General features: G+C 49.4%; 12 protein-coding genes and 1 pseudogene. 2 read left to right on the top strand and 11 right to left on the bottom strand.

Translation table 11 applies throughout. The annotated features are described in order from the left end of the window. Positions 1–93: 93 nt before the first annotated feature. Positions 94–171 (top strand): annotated as a pseudogene (locus tag OYT88_RS21025) (YjcZ family sporulation protein); the annotation flags it as partial. A 140-nt stretch (positions 172–311) separates the two neighbouring features. Here the strand turns inward: OYT88_RS21025 and aguB are convergent. The 8 genes from aguB to OYT88_RS17515 all read right to left on the bottom strand — a co-directional run bounded on the left by aguB (position 312) and on the right by OYT88_RS17515 (position 10262). Next, entirely contained in the window at positions 312–1193 is an 882-nt protein-coding gene (gene aguB, locus OYT88_RS17550) for an N-carbamoylputrescine amidase (protein WP_274401658.1), read from the bottom strand. A gap of 21 nt (positions 1194–1214) precedes the next feature. Further along, the gene (locus OYT88_RS17545; protein WP_274401657.1) at positions 1215–2240 is read right to left on the bottom strand and encodes an agmatine deiminase family protein; all 1026 of its coding nucleotides are present in this window, start codon (positions 2238–2240) and stop codon (positions 1215–1217) included. A gap of 1287 nt (positions 2241–3527) precedes the next feature. Further along, on the bottom strand, positions 3528–5837 hold the full coding sequence (locus OYT88_RS17540) for a tetratricopeptide repeat protein (protein ID WP_274401656.1): 2310 nt from the start codon (positions 5835–5837) through the stop codon (positions 3528–3530). Between the two features lie 383 nt (positions 5838–6220). Continuing rightward, positions 6221–6748, bottom strand: a complete 528-nt coding sequence (locus tag OYT88_RS17535) for a DNA-deoxyinosine glycosylase (protein WP_274401655.1) — start codon at positions 6746–6748, stop codon at positions 6221–6223. A gap of 347 nt (positions 6749–7095) precedes the next feature. After that, positions 7096–7890, bottom strand: coding sequence for an ABC transporter permease subunit (locus tag OYT88_RS17530; RefSeq protein WP_274401654.1), 795 nt, complete (start codon positions 7888–7890; stop codon positions 7096–7098). A 32-nt stretch (positions 7891–7922) separates the two neighbouring features. Further along, the gene (locus tag OYT88_RS17525) at positions 7923–8726 is read right to left on the bottom strand and encodes an ABC transporter permease (protein ID WP_274401653.1); all 804 of its coding nucleotides are present in this window, start codon (positions 8724–8726) and stop codon (positions 7923–7925) included. Continuing rightward, positions 8723–9613, bottom strand: coding sequence for an ABC transporter ATP-binding protein (locus OYT88_RS17520; protein ID WP_274401652.1), 891 nt, complete (start codon positions 9611–9613; stop codon positions 8723–8725). The genes OYT88_RS17525 and OYT88_RS17520 overlap by 4 nt, the downstream gene beginning before the upstream one ends. A gap of 19 nt (positions 9614–9632) precedes the next feature. After that, positions 9633–10262: a TetR/AcrR family transcriptional regulator gene (locus OYT88_RS17515; RefSeq protein WP_274401651.1), complete on the bottom strand. Its 630-nt coding sequence runs from the start codon at positions 10260–10262 to the stop codon at positions 9633–9635. A gap of 643 nt (positions 10263–10905) precedes the next feature. On the opposite strand from OYT88_RS17515, the gene OYT88_RS17510 reads away from it, so the two are divergent. Next, positions 10906–11871 (top strand): VanW family protein, encoded by a 966-nt coding sequence (locus OYT88_RS17510; RefSeq protein WP_274401724.1) that lies wholly within the window; start codon positions 10906–10908, stop codon positions 11869–11871. 107 nt (positions 11872–11978) lie between these two features. Here the strand turns inward: OYT88_RS17510 and OYT88_RS17505 are convergent, their stop codons facing one another. The 3 genes from OYT88_RS17505 to OYT88_RS17495 form a co-directional block, all read right to left on the bottom strand. After that, complete coding sequence (locus OYT88_RS17505) at positions 11979–13295, bottom strand: NRAMP family divalent metal transporter (RefSeq protein WP_274401650.1); 1317 nt, start codon at positions 13293–13295, stop codon at positions 11979–11981. 134 nt (positions 13296–13429) lie between these two features. After that, positions 13430–14083: a helix-turn-helix domain-containing protein gene (locus OYT88_RS17500; protein WP_274401649.1), complete on the bottom strand. Its 654-nt coding sequence runs from the start codon at positions 14081–14083 to the stop codon at positions 13430–13432. 493 nt (positions 14084–14576) lie between these two features. Then, on the bottom strand, positions 14577–15019 hold a 443-nt coding region (locus OYT88_RS17495; protein ID WP_274401648.1), incomplete at its 5' end, for a transketolase-like TK C-terminal-containing protein.

Raw genomic sequence — 15019 nt, 5'->3', positions numbered from 1 at the left:
ACATAGAATGCAGTATCAAGTCCGGGGGAGGTGTTGAGGCATATGGGTTACGGTTATGGCTGCGGCTGTTATCCGAGCTATAGCGGCGGCTACGGGTACGGAAACAATTTTGCCTTAATTGTCGTTCTGTTTATTCTGCTGATCATTGTCGGTGCTGCCTTCGTTTACTAATCTGCTTCCTGAGCTCCTTGATTATCGGCAGCCGTTCATTTCATTCCTTATGGGCACCCCGACGCACAGGTGCCCTTTTCATTTTCCCGGAACAATATCCTTCTTCAGGTTATAACAGTCTGCAGCATCCTATCGGAAAATCAGCGGCGGGTCTGTTGTTCCCCGTCATAGGTAGTGATCGCCCCGTACAGATCCGGTCGCCGGTCCCGGAACAGGCCCCAGTCGAGGCGCTGAGCCTGGAGCCGATCAAGATCGAACTCGGCGACCAGCACCGCCTCTGTTTCCCTGTCGGCCTCAGCAACTTTATTCCCGCGGGGTCCGGCGATGAACGAAGATCCGTAAAACGTAATTTGCGAGTCCCCGTCTTTCTCAGTTCCGATTCGGTTCGATGCAATCACCGGAATCAGGTTCGCCGCCGCATGCCCAAGCATGCAGGCCTGCCAGTGTTCTTTTGAATCAACGGATGAATCATAGGGTTCGGAACCGATTGCCGTCGGATAAAAAAGCAGCTCGGCGCCCAGCAGCGCCATGCAGCGGGCCGCCTCCGGAAACCATTGGTCCCAGCAGACGCCGGCGCCGATCGTCCCATAGCGGGTTTTCCACACTTTGAATCCCGTGTCTCCCGGATTGAAATAAAACTTTTCTTCATAGCCCGGTCCGTCCGGGATGTGGCTTTTCCGATACGTTCCGAGAACCGATCCGTCCGCATCGATCACAGCCAGCGAATTATAAAGGGCATTGTTTTTCTTTTCATAGAAACTGATCGGCAGCACCACCTGCAATTCACCGGCCACTTTTCTGAAGCGGTTCACAGCGCGGTTCCGGTTCAGTTCCTCTGCCAGTGCATAATAATCCGCTTTTTCCTTCTGGCAGAAGTACGGCGTTTCAAACAATTCCTGCAGTAGAATAATCTGTGCGCCTTTTTTCGCAGCTTTTCTGACCAGTGCCTCCGCTTTCGCCAGATTTTCTTCGATTGCCCATGAACAGCTCATCTGCGTTGCTGCCACTTTGACCTTTCTCAAGAATTTTTCGCCTCTCTTTTGTCACGGCAGGGGCATCTGCTGGGTTGCACAGTGCACGTTGCCGCCTTCTTTGATGATCGCCGTGCCGTCTACTTTCCGTATTACACGGTCGGGAAACTGATCTTTCAGAACTTTTTCCGCCATCCGGTCCGTTTCTTCGGCATCACTGCCGAAAACCGGCAGGATGATCCCATGGTTCACGAAGTAAAAATTCAGATAGCTCAATGTCAGCCGTGCCCCTTTATACTCTCTTTTTGGAGGCTGACGAACAGCAACAACTTCAAGCTTTCTTCCCTTTGCATCCGTAGCACGGCCCAATATGTCGAGATTCTCCCGGACGATTCCGTAATTTTCGTCCTGCGGATCGTCGCAAACCTGCATCAATATCCTGCCCGGCGCGGCGAAACAGGCAACATTATCAACGTGTCCGTCGGTCTCGTCGCCGCTCAGTCCCCGTTTCAGCCAGATCACCTTCCTGATATTGAGAAACTGCCCGAGTGCCGCCTCAATTCCGCTGCGGGTCCGGTCCGGATTCCGGTTAGGGTGGAGCAGACACTCTTCCGTCGTCAGCAGCGTTCCTTCCCCGTCCACATGAATCGATCCTCCTTCAAGCACCAGCGGCGCATCAAAACGCCGGACACGGAAATGATCCAGTACAGCCGGAGCGACCCGGTCATCCAGCTCCCATGATGCGTACTTTTCTCCCCATGCATTGAACACCCAGTTGACACCGGCCCGCTGCCCCTTCCCGTTAATGAGAAAAGTCGGTCCGTTGTCGCGAATCCATGAGTCATTATGATCAATCGCCAATATTTCGGCCTTCAATCCGTTCAAAAAAACTTTTACCCGATTCCATTCCGCCGGATTGACGATCACCGTCACCGGTTCGAATTCGGAAATTGCCTGAATAAACGCCGCGTAGCCCCGGCAGACAGATTCGTAATTTTCCGGAAAACACATGGATTCCCGAACCGGCCACGAGATGAATGTGCGTTCATGAGTCTCCCATTCAGCCGGCATTCTGAAGTGCAGATCGATCGGATTCATTGAATACCTCACTAGGACATTTTTTAATCATTCTCTTATGTTATCATAAAATCAGCGGCGCAACAGTGGAAACAATCAAAACGAGCGCCGCTCTTTATTTACAAGAAAATCCTTTATTGAGAACGAATGATGCCATGCAGCAGCACCGGATTGTAAGTAAAATCGACAGAAATAAAATAAAGCTATGCAATGGAGAAAGATCTGGATAGAAAAATTTTTCAGCCGTGTTGATTCAGCCGGGTCCAATTTTAAATTCAATTTTGGTGCGGCTTCGGCCTGATTTGGTGCGATATTCTGGCGTTTCGGTGCGAGTTCCGATCGATTCGGTGCGACTTTCCCCCGATTCGGTGCGACTCCTCAAATTCGGTGCGACCTCCTGACAATTCGGTGCGACTTTCCCCCGATTCGGTGCGACTCCTCAAATTCGGTGCGACCTCCTGACAATTCGGTGCGACTTTCCCCAGATTCGGTGCGACTTTGGCCTGTTTCGATGCGACTCCCCAAATTTGGTGCGACCTCCTGACAATTCGGTGCGGCTTCCCCTCGATTCGGTGCGATATTCTGGAGTTTCGGTGCGAGTTCCGATCGATTCGGTGCGACTTTCCCCAGATTCGGTGCGACTCCCCAAATTTGGTGCGACCTCCTGACAATTCGGTGCGGCTTTCTCCTGATTCGGTGCGACTTTCCTTCGATTCGGTGCGACTCCTCATAATTCGGTGCGACTTTCCCCAGATTCGGTGCGACTTTGGCCTGTTTCGGTGCGACTCCCCAGATTCGGTGCGGCTTTCCCTCGATTCGGTGCGAACAGCTATCTGAGTGAACAACCTCTTTGAATGGCCGCTTATTTTAATAAAAAACTGCTGATCCATGCCATGCCAAGTGTACGCCTTAATTTGTGAACATCAGCTGTAATGAACAGGCCGATTTGACTAGATGAGTATATGCGGTCATGATGTTTGCCGCCGTTCATAAGTCCCTTTCCTGGCCCTTTCGATATGTCCAACCTCATCCGGATTTTCAATTTATGTCTCCGAAAAAATTTATGTTGTCCGAAAATAAAAAGAAAGCAGCCCACGCGATGTGATCTGCCTCCCAAAAAGTGAAAATGATCCGATAGATTTCACTTGTGCCGTTCCCTGTATTCGATTCGACCATGGCTCCGTTAAATAATAAATAATGCCAGGCAGAGACCGTATCGTTGTAAACCGCGATCGATTCGCGCGGATCGCAGTTGTGCCTGAAGCATCTGTATCATCAGCCAATCAATCCGATTCCGGGCGCATGCCCTTATTCGGATTCTTTAGAGCCGGCAATTTCCTGTTTGGCTCCGTCCAGATTTTTCTCCTTGATTTCATACCCCGCCTCTACCGCGGTATTGCGGATAGCCTGGATCCAGTTTTCCGATTCCTTTGCCAGATTTCCTTCCGAATACAGCTGCCAGACGCGATTGCATGCGGGCGGATAACCCAATTCGGCGGACAGCAGCAGCAGACGCAGACCGTCTTCCGTGTCCTGCTTTACGGATTCGCCTCCGAATTCGCCTTTCGTCCGTATTTCTGAGAGGGTATACATTGCTTCCGGATTGCGCAGAGAGACTGCCTCCTCAATCAGGGTGATGCCCCGCTTTGTGTTTTTCTTTACCTGACCGCCTTCTCCAAAGGCCATACCTACGTGATAGAGCGCCGGGCTGTACTTTTGAGCAGCACTGCGGAACAGGTATTCGATCGCGCTCTGCATGGTTATATCGAGATCGGAATTTTTCTTATCGCCGGCCAGCAGCCATATCTCGTACTGAGCCCGCGGCAAAGTCCGGGCGGCTTTCAGAAGCCATCTGTAAGCACGCTCCTTATTGACCTGCCCGTTTTTGAGCGTTTTATATCCGGAGAAGTAGTATTGATAAAGGGCAAACTGAGCGTCCGGATAGCCGGCCGCAGCCGCTTTATTTAATAATTTTTTCGCAGCCCCCGTATCCTGCCGGAAATAAAGGCCGTCAAGCAGAACATTGGCCATCTTGTACATGGCAGGAACAAATCCGGCGTCTGCGGCCTCCTTCAGATAACCGGCCGCTTCTCTGTGCTCCATCATCATTTCATTGCCGTTCTCATATTTCTCCATAATGAGCATCCGTGCTTTCGGATTGCCGGCATCCGCAAATTTTCTGAGCAAGGCAAAAGCCTTTTTAGTATCCTTCTGAAGCAGAATATCTTTATAGCGTCCTTCATAATAACTTTGGAACTGTTTCATCTGTGCGTCCCAGTTATTCTTCTCGGCCGCTTCTCCAAGATAATAAAGCCCCTTCTCATTGTCTTTCTTCAGACATTCTCCGTCTATGTAAAGATCCCCCAGACGCGCCTCAGCAGCCGCGTACCCTTGTTCTGCAGCCGCACTCAGCCATTTAAGCGCATCGGCCTGCTCCATGAGAAATTCATTTCCATTTTCATAGAAATCCCACAATCTGTAAGCCGCCTCAATGCTGCCGTCTTCAGCAGCCGCATGCAGCATCGTATACGCCTTCTTCTTATCCCCGGATACAGGCTGACCGAGGCAAACGCCATCGTAATAGACCTGAAAAAGAAGATATTCGGCAAGAGACAGCTTTTTCTCCGCTGCGGATTCAAGAACAGTCAGATAATCCTCGGCATTTTCTTTGGAAATAAATACATAATTTTTTTCAAAGGCATCCGCCAGCACACTTACCGCCTGTTCGTAACCGCCGGCGGCAGCCGTTTTCAAGTATGAAAATGCTTGTTCCTTGCTGAAGGCAGCTCCCTGAGGCGAAAGGCTGAATGAAAAAATCATCCACATCGCCTCAAGATTGCCTTCCTCAGCAAGCTGTTCACTTGTCCTGAGAGCTGCCTCATCTGTAATTTTTTCCGGCAGGTCTTTTGAATCCGCGGATTTTCCTTCTCCGGCTGCTGCAGAAGCGTCCTGATCCTTCTGCTCGACCCGTTCCTGCCATTTCTTGGCTTCGCCTTCATCATAGACGGAAAGAGTTTTATCGCTGTACAATTCATACAATTTCTTTTCTGCTTCCGGCAAACCGCCGACAGCCAGCTCCTTCAACAAATCGATTCCGGCACTCAGCACTTCGTCGTCTTCGGAAAATATCTCCAGCCAGTAAGACGTTTTTTCCCACTGTTCTTCCAGAGAAATTCCGCTTCTGATATACGCTTCTAGCGCACCGGGTGTCAGCAGCGTCAGCAATTCTTCTTTCGTCACGAACAGCGACAGTGTTTCATGGCTGAGAACCTCACCCGTAACGGAATTTTCCAGGCTGATCCTTGCCGAAACCAAATCGCCGTAGTGAAAGAGCGGCAAAACGGCATAAGGAATGGAGACCTGCATCCGGTCATGGCGCACCGAAAAAGAATAATCAAATTCTCCGTCTACGTTCTTATACGTACTGCTCTCCGGACCGGACTGAACGGCCAGAGGGACACCGTTCGGTTCCTGATACAATTGAATGTTGATATTGCGATGGCGTCTCAGCTTGCGGATCAGATTCTCAGGCGCTACCTGCAGATCGAATGTGACTCCCGATTCAATGTCCGTATTCCCCAAATCGACTTTCAGCATACTGTTTGTTGAATTTTCCATAATGGCTCCTCTTCGTGATCATAGCATTAAGATAACAGGCAATCTCTCTCTACTTCCCAACCTTGCATGGTAAAACCTTTTCCCCCGTCAAAGGCTGAGATTGCAGCAAAAAACTAGGCACAGCCATCTTTGCGGAACGCTTTCGGGCAGTCCGGACATTTCCGTCATTAATTGATCATTTGTGCGCACAATCATCAATCATCAATCATCACACGTCAGTTTCCGCTAAAATGACGCAGGCCTTTCTCCTTTTTATATTAGTTGAACGCAAAAAGTGAATCAAGCTGTTTTTCGCAAATTTCAGTATATAGGCATTCATTACCATTTCAGCTTTTTTTATCCTGAATAGGTATTTCGTCGCAAAAGTGCGCTGCGGCCGTTTTCTATTTCAGGTAATCCCTGATCACTCTCCAGGTTTCGACCTTTTCTTCAAACGATTTCGTGTAGCGCCCGGGTACGGGACTTGACGAAGGGAGCTGAATATAATCGACATCCTGAATCGAAGTAAAACCGATATATTTTTTAAATACCGAACGGGACTTGCCGCCGTTAAATGCGATAAGCCTGATGCCCGGATGCATTTTTAATAAACCGGCTATATCGTTGGGCTCTTCTGCCTTTATCGCTGAATCCAGGCTTCCCTTTCGCATGCACTGTCTGATCGAATCCCAGAGAGCGATCCGATGCTTTTTCAGAAATGCCAGTTTATCCACGTAATTATTTTTTTGCGCCTCTCCAAAAAGCACGAAGAGTATCGCCCAGAAATGATTTCTCTGATTAGCATAGTATTGTTGCTTCATTAATGAAATCCGGCCCGGAATCGATCCGAGAATCAGTACCCGCGAATCCGGATCGATGATCGGCGCCAGCGAAAAGATCGTTTGCTCTGTCGTTTGCACAGGACGCTCCATTTTCCGCAATCAGCTTCCTTTTTTTATTTAAATCTGTCGATAAAATGCCGGCCTTTGCTGACATGCCTGTCTGAATCAATGCCCATGCCGTACCGACACCTTATCCTCTGCAGTTTGCGCGGTTTCGTGACGGACCGCGAGCCGGAAGCGGCGGCTCGATCAACGATCCATTCGCCGCAATCAAATGATATCTATATTCTATATGCATCGGCCGGTCCCGGCAAACGATCTGAGCCCGGGAAAAAGACAGATTCTTTTCCAAGTTATAAAAAAAGCCGGCGATCATGGCGCCGGGTCTTCACAAACATATATATTTTCTGAAAAAATGCCGAAATCCGGCTGCCGGATTAAACGCTGAGGTCCCGCTTTCGGTAAAAGAAATAGGTCAATGCGGAAAAGACGGCCACAAGCAAAAGCGACGGAATGATGATGCCGATGCCGAGACCGCTGCCCGCCGCCAGATCTTTATAGCTGAAATATTTAAAGGGCGACAGCAGGTTGAGAAAGTTCAGCCTGTCGGTCAGATCGGTTATTTTCGAAACCACGAACGATACCAGCAGTACGGCGGCGGAAAGCGAACCTGATGCCTTCGGATTCCTGATGAATGCCGCCAGCGCTGCGCCGAGTGACAGAAAAATCAGCTGGACGATAAACATGCTGACCATGAAGCGGACAATTTCGCCGGAAATGTCCGCCCCCTTATTATAAGCGGCGACCATGAAAACGGATGAGACCAATGTAACGATATTCAATACGAATATGTTGACCAGGGCGGCAAACAGTTTGGCGGTGACGATACTTGTTCGTGACAGCGGCTTGACAATCAAAAACTCGGTCGTCTTGTCACGCTCTTCTTTGGCGATGATGCCGGCACCGAGCAGAATGGCGTGGATGGCGACCGTGAGCTCAATATAAAGGAACAGCATCGCAAAGTATCCGCTCATTTTCGTCACATCAAATGAACCGATCCCGATCAGTGCCTTAAGTGAATACGGCATACTATTGAAGAGTGCATTATTCTGTCCGTTTGAAGAATAGGCGGTATATTTGCTCATGCCGCTTAAAACACCTAAAACCATGCAGATGCTCCATATAATCAAGGCTTTTCTGTTCGCCTTCAGTTCTCTCAAAAAAATATTCATCATCAGACCTCCTCTTATGCCCCGCGAACCGTTCAGCTCACGGCGTGAACATCTTTCTTCACGTAAATGAAATAGCTGATCGCTATCGCCGCAGCAACGATAGCCGCACCGGTAATCAGATAAGACGGCTCATAGCCGGCGTGCTTGATAATGTAGGTCATATCAAAATATTTAAAAGGAGAAATAAAACGGGCCGCCGTATTATCCTTGCCGACAGCTATAATCGCACCGATCATATAAAGTCCGAAAACGACGCCGAGCGAAAGCGGAAGTACAGATTTCAGCTTGGCAAAAAAAACCGAGACAGCGACTCCGATTGCCAGGAATATAAGCTGAATGAAAAACAGGGTCAGATTGATCAGGAAAAAGACCTGGCCGCTGTAATCCGCCGTTTTCACAATCGACGCCATCAGAGACACGGCAAGATAGTAGACGAGATCGGTCGCCGCAACCATCGTCAGTGCAGCCAGCAGTTTGGCGTTGACGATGGCCGCGCGCGAGACGGGTTTAACCAGAAGAAAGTCTGCCGTCCGTTCCCGCACTTCTTTTGAGAGGACGGAAGCGCCTAGATTCATCGCTTGAATGGCCCCGCACAGTGTGACAAATGAAAAAATCATCGAATAAAAGCCGAGAAGCGAGGTAATGTTGTCAATCGAGATCCCGAGCGCCGCCCGCACCGGCTCGGGATAGCCGCCCAGCAGCCTTTTAAATCCCGCTGCATCGCTCACAATGCCGCGGTATACTGAAAAATAGAGTGCGGCCAGCGCGATCATGGCGCATGTCCAGATCAGCGTTGATCTTCTCATTGATTTCAGCTCATGCAGATACATATTCATACCGTTCCGCCCTCCTTTTCATAATAATGAAGGAAGATCTCCTCCAGATCGGGCTCTTCGATCGACAGGTCGGTAATGTCGGTCTGCGAAAGCTTTCTGACGATTGTGTTGACATCGCCCTTGAATAAAAAATTCACTGCATGATCTTTAAATTCCAGTTTGCTGACGCCCGGGATCTCAAAAAACGATCGGTCAACGGCCTCAGGCGTTTCAATCCGGATCTTTTTGTAGTTGTTCTTCCTCAGATTGCTCATTTTTTCAAGCCGGATAATCCTGCCCTCTTTAATGAGCGCAACGCGATTGCACAGGCGCTGCACCTCTCCGAGAATATGCGAGGAAAAGAATATCGTCGCGCCTTTTTTATTTTCGTCCCTGATCAGTTCAAAGAATTTCTGCTGCATCAGCGGATCGAGCCCGCTTGTCGGTTCATCGAGTATAATCAGTTTGGGATCGTGAAGCAATCCCTGTACAATACCGACCTTCTTTCTGTTGCCGAACGAAAGGTCGTCGATCTTTTTTTTCAAATCAAGATCCATGATTTCGGCAAGCTCGCGGATCCTTTTTTTACAATCCTTCTTATAAAAGCTTGCTGAATAGTTGAGCAGATCGATAACCCGCATATGATCGTAGTAAAACACTTCGGACGGCAGATAACCGACGTCCTTTTTCACTTCGGGATGCTCGATACAGCTCTTTCCGAAAATCGCCGCACTGCCGCTTGTCGGATGAATCAGCCCGAGCAGCGTCCGGATCGATGTCGATTTACCCGCTCCGTTCGGCCCGATAAATCCGAAAATGTCCCCTTCCTCAACTTTAAAGTTAACATCAATAATCCCTCTCGACTTGCCGTAGTTCTTGGTCAGGTTTTTGAACTCGATAGCGCTCATGTTCCTTCCTCCCGGACAATCATTTATAGAAAGCATTTTTCAGAATAGCGATATACGTATCGTACTCAGTTATGAACTTCTGAATATCAAGGTTACGTTTATAATCCGGATCCCGCTTCATCTGTTCGAGTACACGGTTGCCAAAGCCCTGGCCGACCCACATGATGATTTCCGTCACATGGCGTACATCCAGTCCTTCTTTCAATTTTGAGACGTCAATATTGGCAAACAGCCTGCTGTAGCCCTCCCGAGCAATAGCTTTGAACTTATCTTCAAGCTCCGGCTTGATCTCAAAGCTGTCGTCTACCATCGAAGTAAGGATAAAATTGTACAAATCCGGATGTTTCTGAATCAGCTCGATTTTCAGCAGTGCGGCCTGTCTAAGCTTTTTGATCAGATCGGTCTCACTGAAATCGATTTTGCTGTAAAAATCATTCAAGAAAAGATTCATCGAATAATCATAAAGGAACAGAAACAGCTTTTTCTTACTGCCGAAATAATGGAAGAGCAGTCCCTTGGAGATGTTCGCTCTTTTCACGATCTCGTTTGTCGAAGCGTTCTTATACCCCCTTTCCGAGAACTCCGCCAGCGCAGCATTAATAATGCGCGTCTGTTTCTCAGGCTCCAGGCTCAGAAATTTTTGAATCAACCGATCACCTTCTCATTGCCAGGTTATTGACCATCTTGGTCAACTAAAGTATATAGTTATTGACCGGATCAGTCAATATTGCAAATACTTGTCATTTTTCTGCTGCTGCACGTTGGCCGGCCGATTCGGGCTGAGCGAGCTATCGGCCGATTCGGGCCTTCTTCCGGCCAAATTCAGTGCTCTTCCGGCCGAATTCAGTGCTCTTCCGGCCGAATTCAGTGCTCTTCCGGCCGAATTCAGTGCTCTTCCGGCCGAATTCAGTGCTCTTCCGGCCGAATTCAGTGCTCTTCCGGCCGAATTCAGTGCGCTTCCGGCCGTATTCAGTGCTCTTCCCGCCGAATTCAGTGCTCTCCCGGCCGAATTCAGTGCGCTTCCGGCCGTATTCAGTGCTCTTCCCGCCGAATTCAGTGCTCTTCCGGCCGAATTCAGTGCTCTTCCGGCCGAATTCAGTGCTCTTCCGGCCGAATTCAGTGCTCTTCCGGCCGAATTCAGTGCTCTTCCGGCCGAATTCAGTGCTCTTCCGGCCGATTCGGGCGCCCTTCCGGCCGGCCCGCCTCCATTTACCGAATCGGGGAAACGTGCAGAAATCAAGATTAAAGGAAGAAATCCTGCTCATACTAACGTCTGGAGGTGTGCCGAATTCATGATGAATCTATGGATGTCCGTTCTTTTCCTCTTGTTCTCTGCTCAAACCGCCCAGCCTCAAGACGGCTTAACCATCACCAGACAGGGAAAAACCGTTGCTTTTGTCAATCGTACTGATTTTGCGTCGTCCATTCCCGGCACGCCGATCATTGACAGCCGAAAGTTCAACCAATTTATCAGTAAAATTGATCAGCAAGTCCGCCAGAATCCTGTGAACGCAACACTCAGCGAGCAAGGAGATATTATCCAGGGAAAGACCGGTCACAAATTATACAGACAGACGTTTGAAGATCAGTTTAATGCTTATTTTTACGGGTACGGGCCTTCTACAATAGAAACGCCCCTGCTGGATACTTATCCGAAAGTAGACGGCGAACTGCTGGCTAACATCCGGGTAAAAAAAATCGGCCGGTATGCGACCTATTTTAATGCAGGTAATGAAAATCGAACGCACAATATTTCACTCGCGGCAAAAGCCATTGACAATCACGTTATTTTCCCGGGTGAAACCTTTTCATTCAATAAAGTGGTCGGAAAAAGAACTGCCGGCAAAGGATACATGAGCGCTCCGATCATTGTCAAAGGCGAGTTTTCCGAAGATATCGGGGGAGGCATCTGCCAGGTCTCATCAACCTTGTTTAATGCCGCCGACAACGCGGGTCTCAGCATTGTGGAACGATATTCCCACAGCAGGAGTGTGCCTTATGTCCCCCCCGGACGTGATGCAACAGTCAGCTGGTACGGGCCGGATCTGCGTTTTCAAAATAAATATAATCAGCCGATCCTGATCCGCGCAAAACAATACGGGGGGAGTATAGCCGTCGCCCTCTACTCTTCCGACGTGATTAATACCGAGCCGCGAAAAATTCCCGATGCTTCATCCCATCTTCCCGAAGAAATCAAAAAAGAACCGGCCGTCCAGTCTTCCGGTCCGTTCAGCCATGAAAAATCACTGTATCCTTAGACACAACTTTTTTTACTGACGCCTCTCAAAACATCCCGATGAAAATCGGTTTTAAAGCAGAAGCCTGCCGTCAAGCACTGGAACGGCTGCCAGAAGCCTTTTTTAGATTAATGAAAAAGCATCTGCACAAGGCCGGCCAAAGTCAGGGCAATCAATAAAGCGACCATGGACCAGCCCCAGATTCTGCCGAATGTTCCGGTTTTGTACTCCCCCATGAGCGTTTGATCATTCGTCATTAAGACCATGAATATGAGCAGGGGCAGCATCAGAATACCGCCGATAACCTGTGCGACGATCGAAAAATAATTCAAAGGCAAATGAGGAACTAAAATGGCGAAGGCGGCAAAAACAAGACTGCCGATATAAACCGCGTAAAATTTCGGCGCTTCCGAGATTTTGTCATTAAGACTTTTAGACCAGCCGAATAATTCCGCAATACTCCAGGAAGATGAGAGGGAAACCGTTATTGAGGCAAGAAAACCGGCGTTAAAAAGCCCTATGCCGAACAGAACAGCCGGCCAGCGCCCTATACGATCATCGAACGCTCTGATCAGATCTGCCGGACCGGCAGCGCCGATATTCTGAATGTGGCCGAAGAGCGCTGCACCCGCAATAATAGCACCGGCCGCAACGACAGCCTGAAGAACCGTCCCTAAAGCGGAATCCAGCCTTCCAAGATGCAGTTCCTCCGATGTAACCCCTTTATCAATCGTTCCGCTCCCCTGGAAAAAAATCATCCAGGGAGCAACTGCGTTTCCGACGGTTGCGATCATATACCAAACTACTGCGGCATGCAGCGATGCCGGGATATCCCAAGCAGCAAAGGCGTGGCCTATGGCAGCCGGGTCCGGATGCGTCATAACCGCAACCACTAAGAAAACAACATTAAGCGCGGCCACAAACAGAACCACTCGTTCTTTCGTCCAATATCCGGTAAAAAGTACAAAAACGACGACAAGCAGCAAACACAGGGCGGAGCCCAGCCACAGAGGCAGACCCAATAATACCAGTCCTGCAGTCATTCCGATAAATTCCGTAATCAATATCAGCAGATTTTCAAAGGCGAGGGTTGAAATGAGATAGTAGCCCCAGAACCGGCCGTAATGCTGCAGAACCAGTCTTGAAAATCCCACTCGCGTGACAGCTCCGAGACGCATGCTCATCTCTTGAATCGTAAAGGTCAGGGGAGCGAGGCAGAGTACAAGAGGGACAAACAGCCCGACTCCGAAGACTGCTCCGGTAACCGTGTAGGAAATCACTCCGCCTGCATCGTTATCTGCCATGGCGGAAATTAAACCCGGGCCCATAAGCGCCCAGAGCAGCCATAGAGATCGTCTCCATCCCTTCTTGCGGCCGGAAACCATTTCATGAAATTTAGGCCGGCCGGCATCCGGTAAGGCGGCCGCCGCTTTGACTTTATTCATTAATTTCACATCCCCAGGACTTTATAAGCTTTTGAACAGTCTATTCCGGGGTGTTGAAGAATGTGAATAATCGTCAATAGATGTTGAGAAAAAAGAAACAGTTTTCAACATCTTCTCAGCCATAAAACCGTTCGCTAAAGACCGGCATCCGCGGGCCGGTCGGCTGAAGAAAGACGGTCCAGCACAATTTTCACAGCGATTGCATCGTCCAAATAACCGATTGGAAACGCATAATCGGGTATGATGTCTGCCGATAAAATAAAGTATAAGAGGACACTTCCAAGTATGGCATGCTCATCCAAAGAAGTATTTTCATCGCAAAATTTATCAAACATCTGTTTCAGTTGTTCTATAAAGGGACCGGTGCCATTGACCTGCTCCACTTTCGAGCGAAAACCGTCATGAATGATCCGATTTCCTTCAGCCGTCAGCGCATATTTTTCATATTTTTCCAGCTCCCGGCGAACGCGGTCGGCCGTAAATTGTTGATCAAACAGGTCGGACGATTCAAGGATATCCTGAATGGAATCAAGTGAATGATACATATCGCTGGAATGCCGAACCGCTTTCGGAACATCGCCGACACTGGCGTTCACCAGTTCTTCCAACGGAACGTGCAGATGCCGGGAAAACTGTTTTAGGTGGCTCAGCTTTGCCTGCTGTTTCCCATTGATAATTCGGGAAATCGTCGCCGGGTCGATTCCCGACAGTCTGCTTAACTTGCGCATCGACAGCCCGCGTTTCTCAAGCAAGGATTTTAGAAGCAGGCCGATATTTGCACCTGACATGGAACATCCATCCTCCTTTACTCTCATTGTTAATAGATTAACCTATGCAGGAAATCCGATTTTGTTTCTCTCTCGGGAACAGACACGTTTATCCATATCATTTTTTATATAAAATGTGTACATGAAAATGATTCAGGTATGTCTCATATTACTGCTGTTATAGAGCTAAATTGAGATTGAGTTAAAGATCCTAACGCGTTGCCTATGAAATGATCTACATATAAAACATGGGCGCTAGTCAATCGGGAATTGATATTTTCTATAATTTCCCATTTTACCATATGCCGGATGCCGGAACGCGGAGAGAGGAATCGGGGAACCATTTGTTTCCTTCTTCGTTAGTGGAAGATTGCCATCCTTCTTAATCAGGATATATTTATTTTTAATTCTTTTGTTCCTCTTTCAAAAAAATACCGCGCGGCTGAACAGTCGCGCGCAAGGTGTCTCTGATTTATCTCTGATTTCTAATATAAGCCATTGGAAAGAACAATTATCAAACACTAGCCGATCGGATTAATGATCGGAAAACTTCGGCGACATGTTCCGGCGTGAAGCCGTACTCCGCCGTCACACGGCTGCCCGGCGCCGACGCGCCGAAGCGGCCGATCGTCACCAGCGCCCCGTCCGTCCCGACAAACTCGCGCCAGCCGAGCGGCGACGCCATCTCGATGCCGACCCGCGCCCGGACGTCCGGCGGCAGCACCCGGTCCCGGTACGCCTGCGGCTGCTGCCGGAACAGCTCCCACGACGGCAGGCTGACCACCCGCACCGGATGGCCGGCCCGCTCCAGAAGCGCCTGCGCCTCGGCAGCCAGCGCCACCTCCGACCCGGTCGCGATCAGAATCCCTTCCGGTCGGCCGCCGGCCGCTTCCGAGACCACATAGCCGCCCCGGCGCACCCCTTCAGCGGCATGCTCCGCCTCGCCCGGCAGTGTTT

The organism is Sporolactobacillus sp. CQH2019, from assembly GCF_028765345.1.
Taxonomy (GTDB): Bacteria; Bacillota; Bacilli; order Bacillales; family Sporolactobacillaceae; genus Sporolactobacillus.
This window is presented reverse-complemented; position numbering and strand designations above follow the sequence as displayed.

Bases quoted from the DNA above. Each gene is read 5' to 3' on its own strand.
- OYT88_RS17535 (WP_274401655.1), bottom strand. From the start codon at position 6,748: ATGGAGCGTCCTGTGCAAACGACAGAGCAAACGATCTTTTCGCTGGCG.
- OYT88_RS17545 (WP_274401657.1), bottom strand. From the start codon at position 2,240: ATGAATCCGATCGATCTGCACTTCAGAATGCCGGCTGAATGGGAGACT.
- OYT88_RS17520 (WP_274401652.1), bottom strand. From the start codon at position 9,613: ATGAGCGCTATCGAGTTCAAAAACCTGACCAAGAACTACGGCAAGTCG.
- OYT88_RS17500 (WP_274401649.1), bottom strand. From the start codon at position 14,083: ATGTCAGGTGCAAATATCGGCCTGCTTCTAAAATCCTTGCTTGAGAAA.
- OYT88_RS17505 (WP_274401650.1), bottom strand. From the start codon at position 13,295: ATGAATAAAGTCAAAGCGGCGGCCGCCTTACCGGATGCCGGCCGGCCT.
- OYT88_RS17510 (WP_274401724.1), top strand. From the start codon at position 10,906: ATGATGAATCTATGGATGTCCGTTCTTTTCCTCTTGTTCTCTGCTCAA.
- OYT88_RS17525 (WP_274401653.1), bottom strand. From the start codon at position 8,726: ATGAATATGTATCTGCATGAGCTGAAATCAATGAGAAGATCAACGCTG.
- OYT88_RS17530 (WP_274401654.1), bottom strand. From the start codon at position 7,890: ATGAATATTTTTTTGAGAGAACTGAAGGCGAACAGAAAAGCCTTGATT.
- OYT88_RS17540 (WP_274401656.1), bottom strand. From the start codon at position 5,837: ATGGAAAATTCAACAAACAGTATGCTGAAAGTCGATTTGGGGAATACG.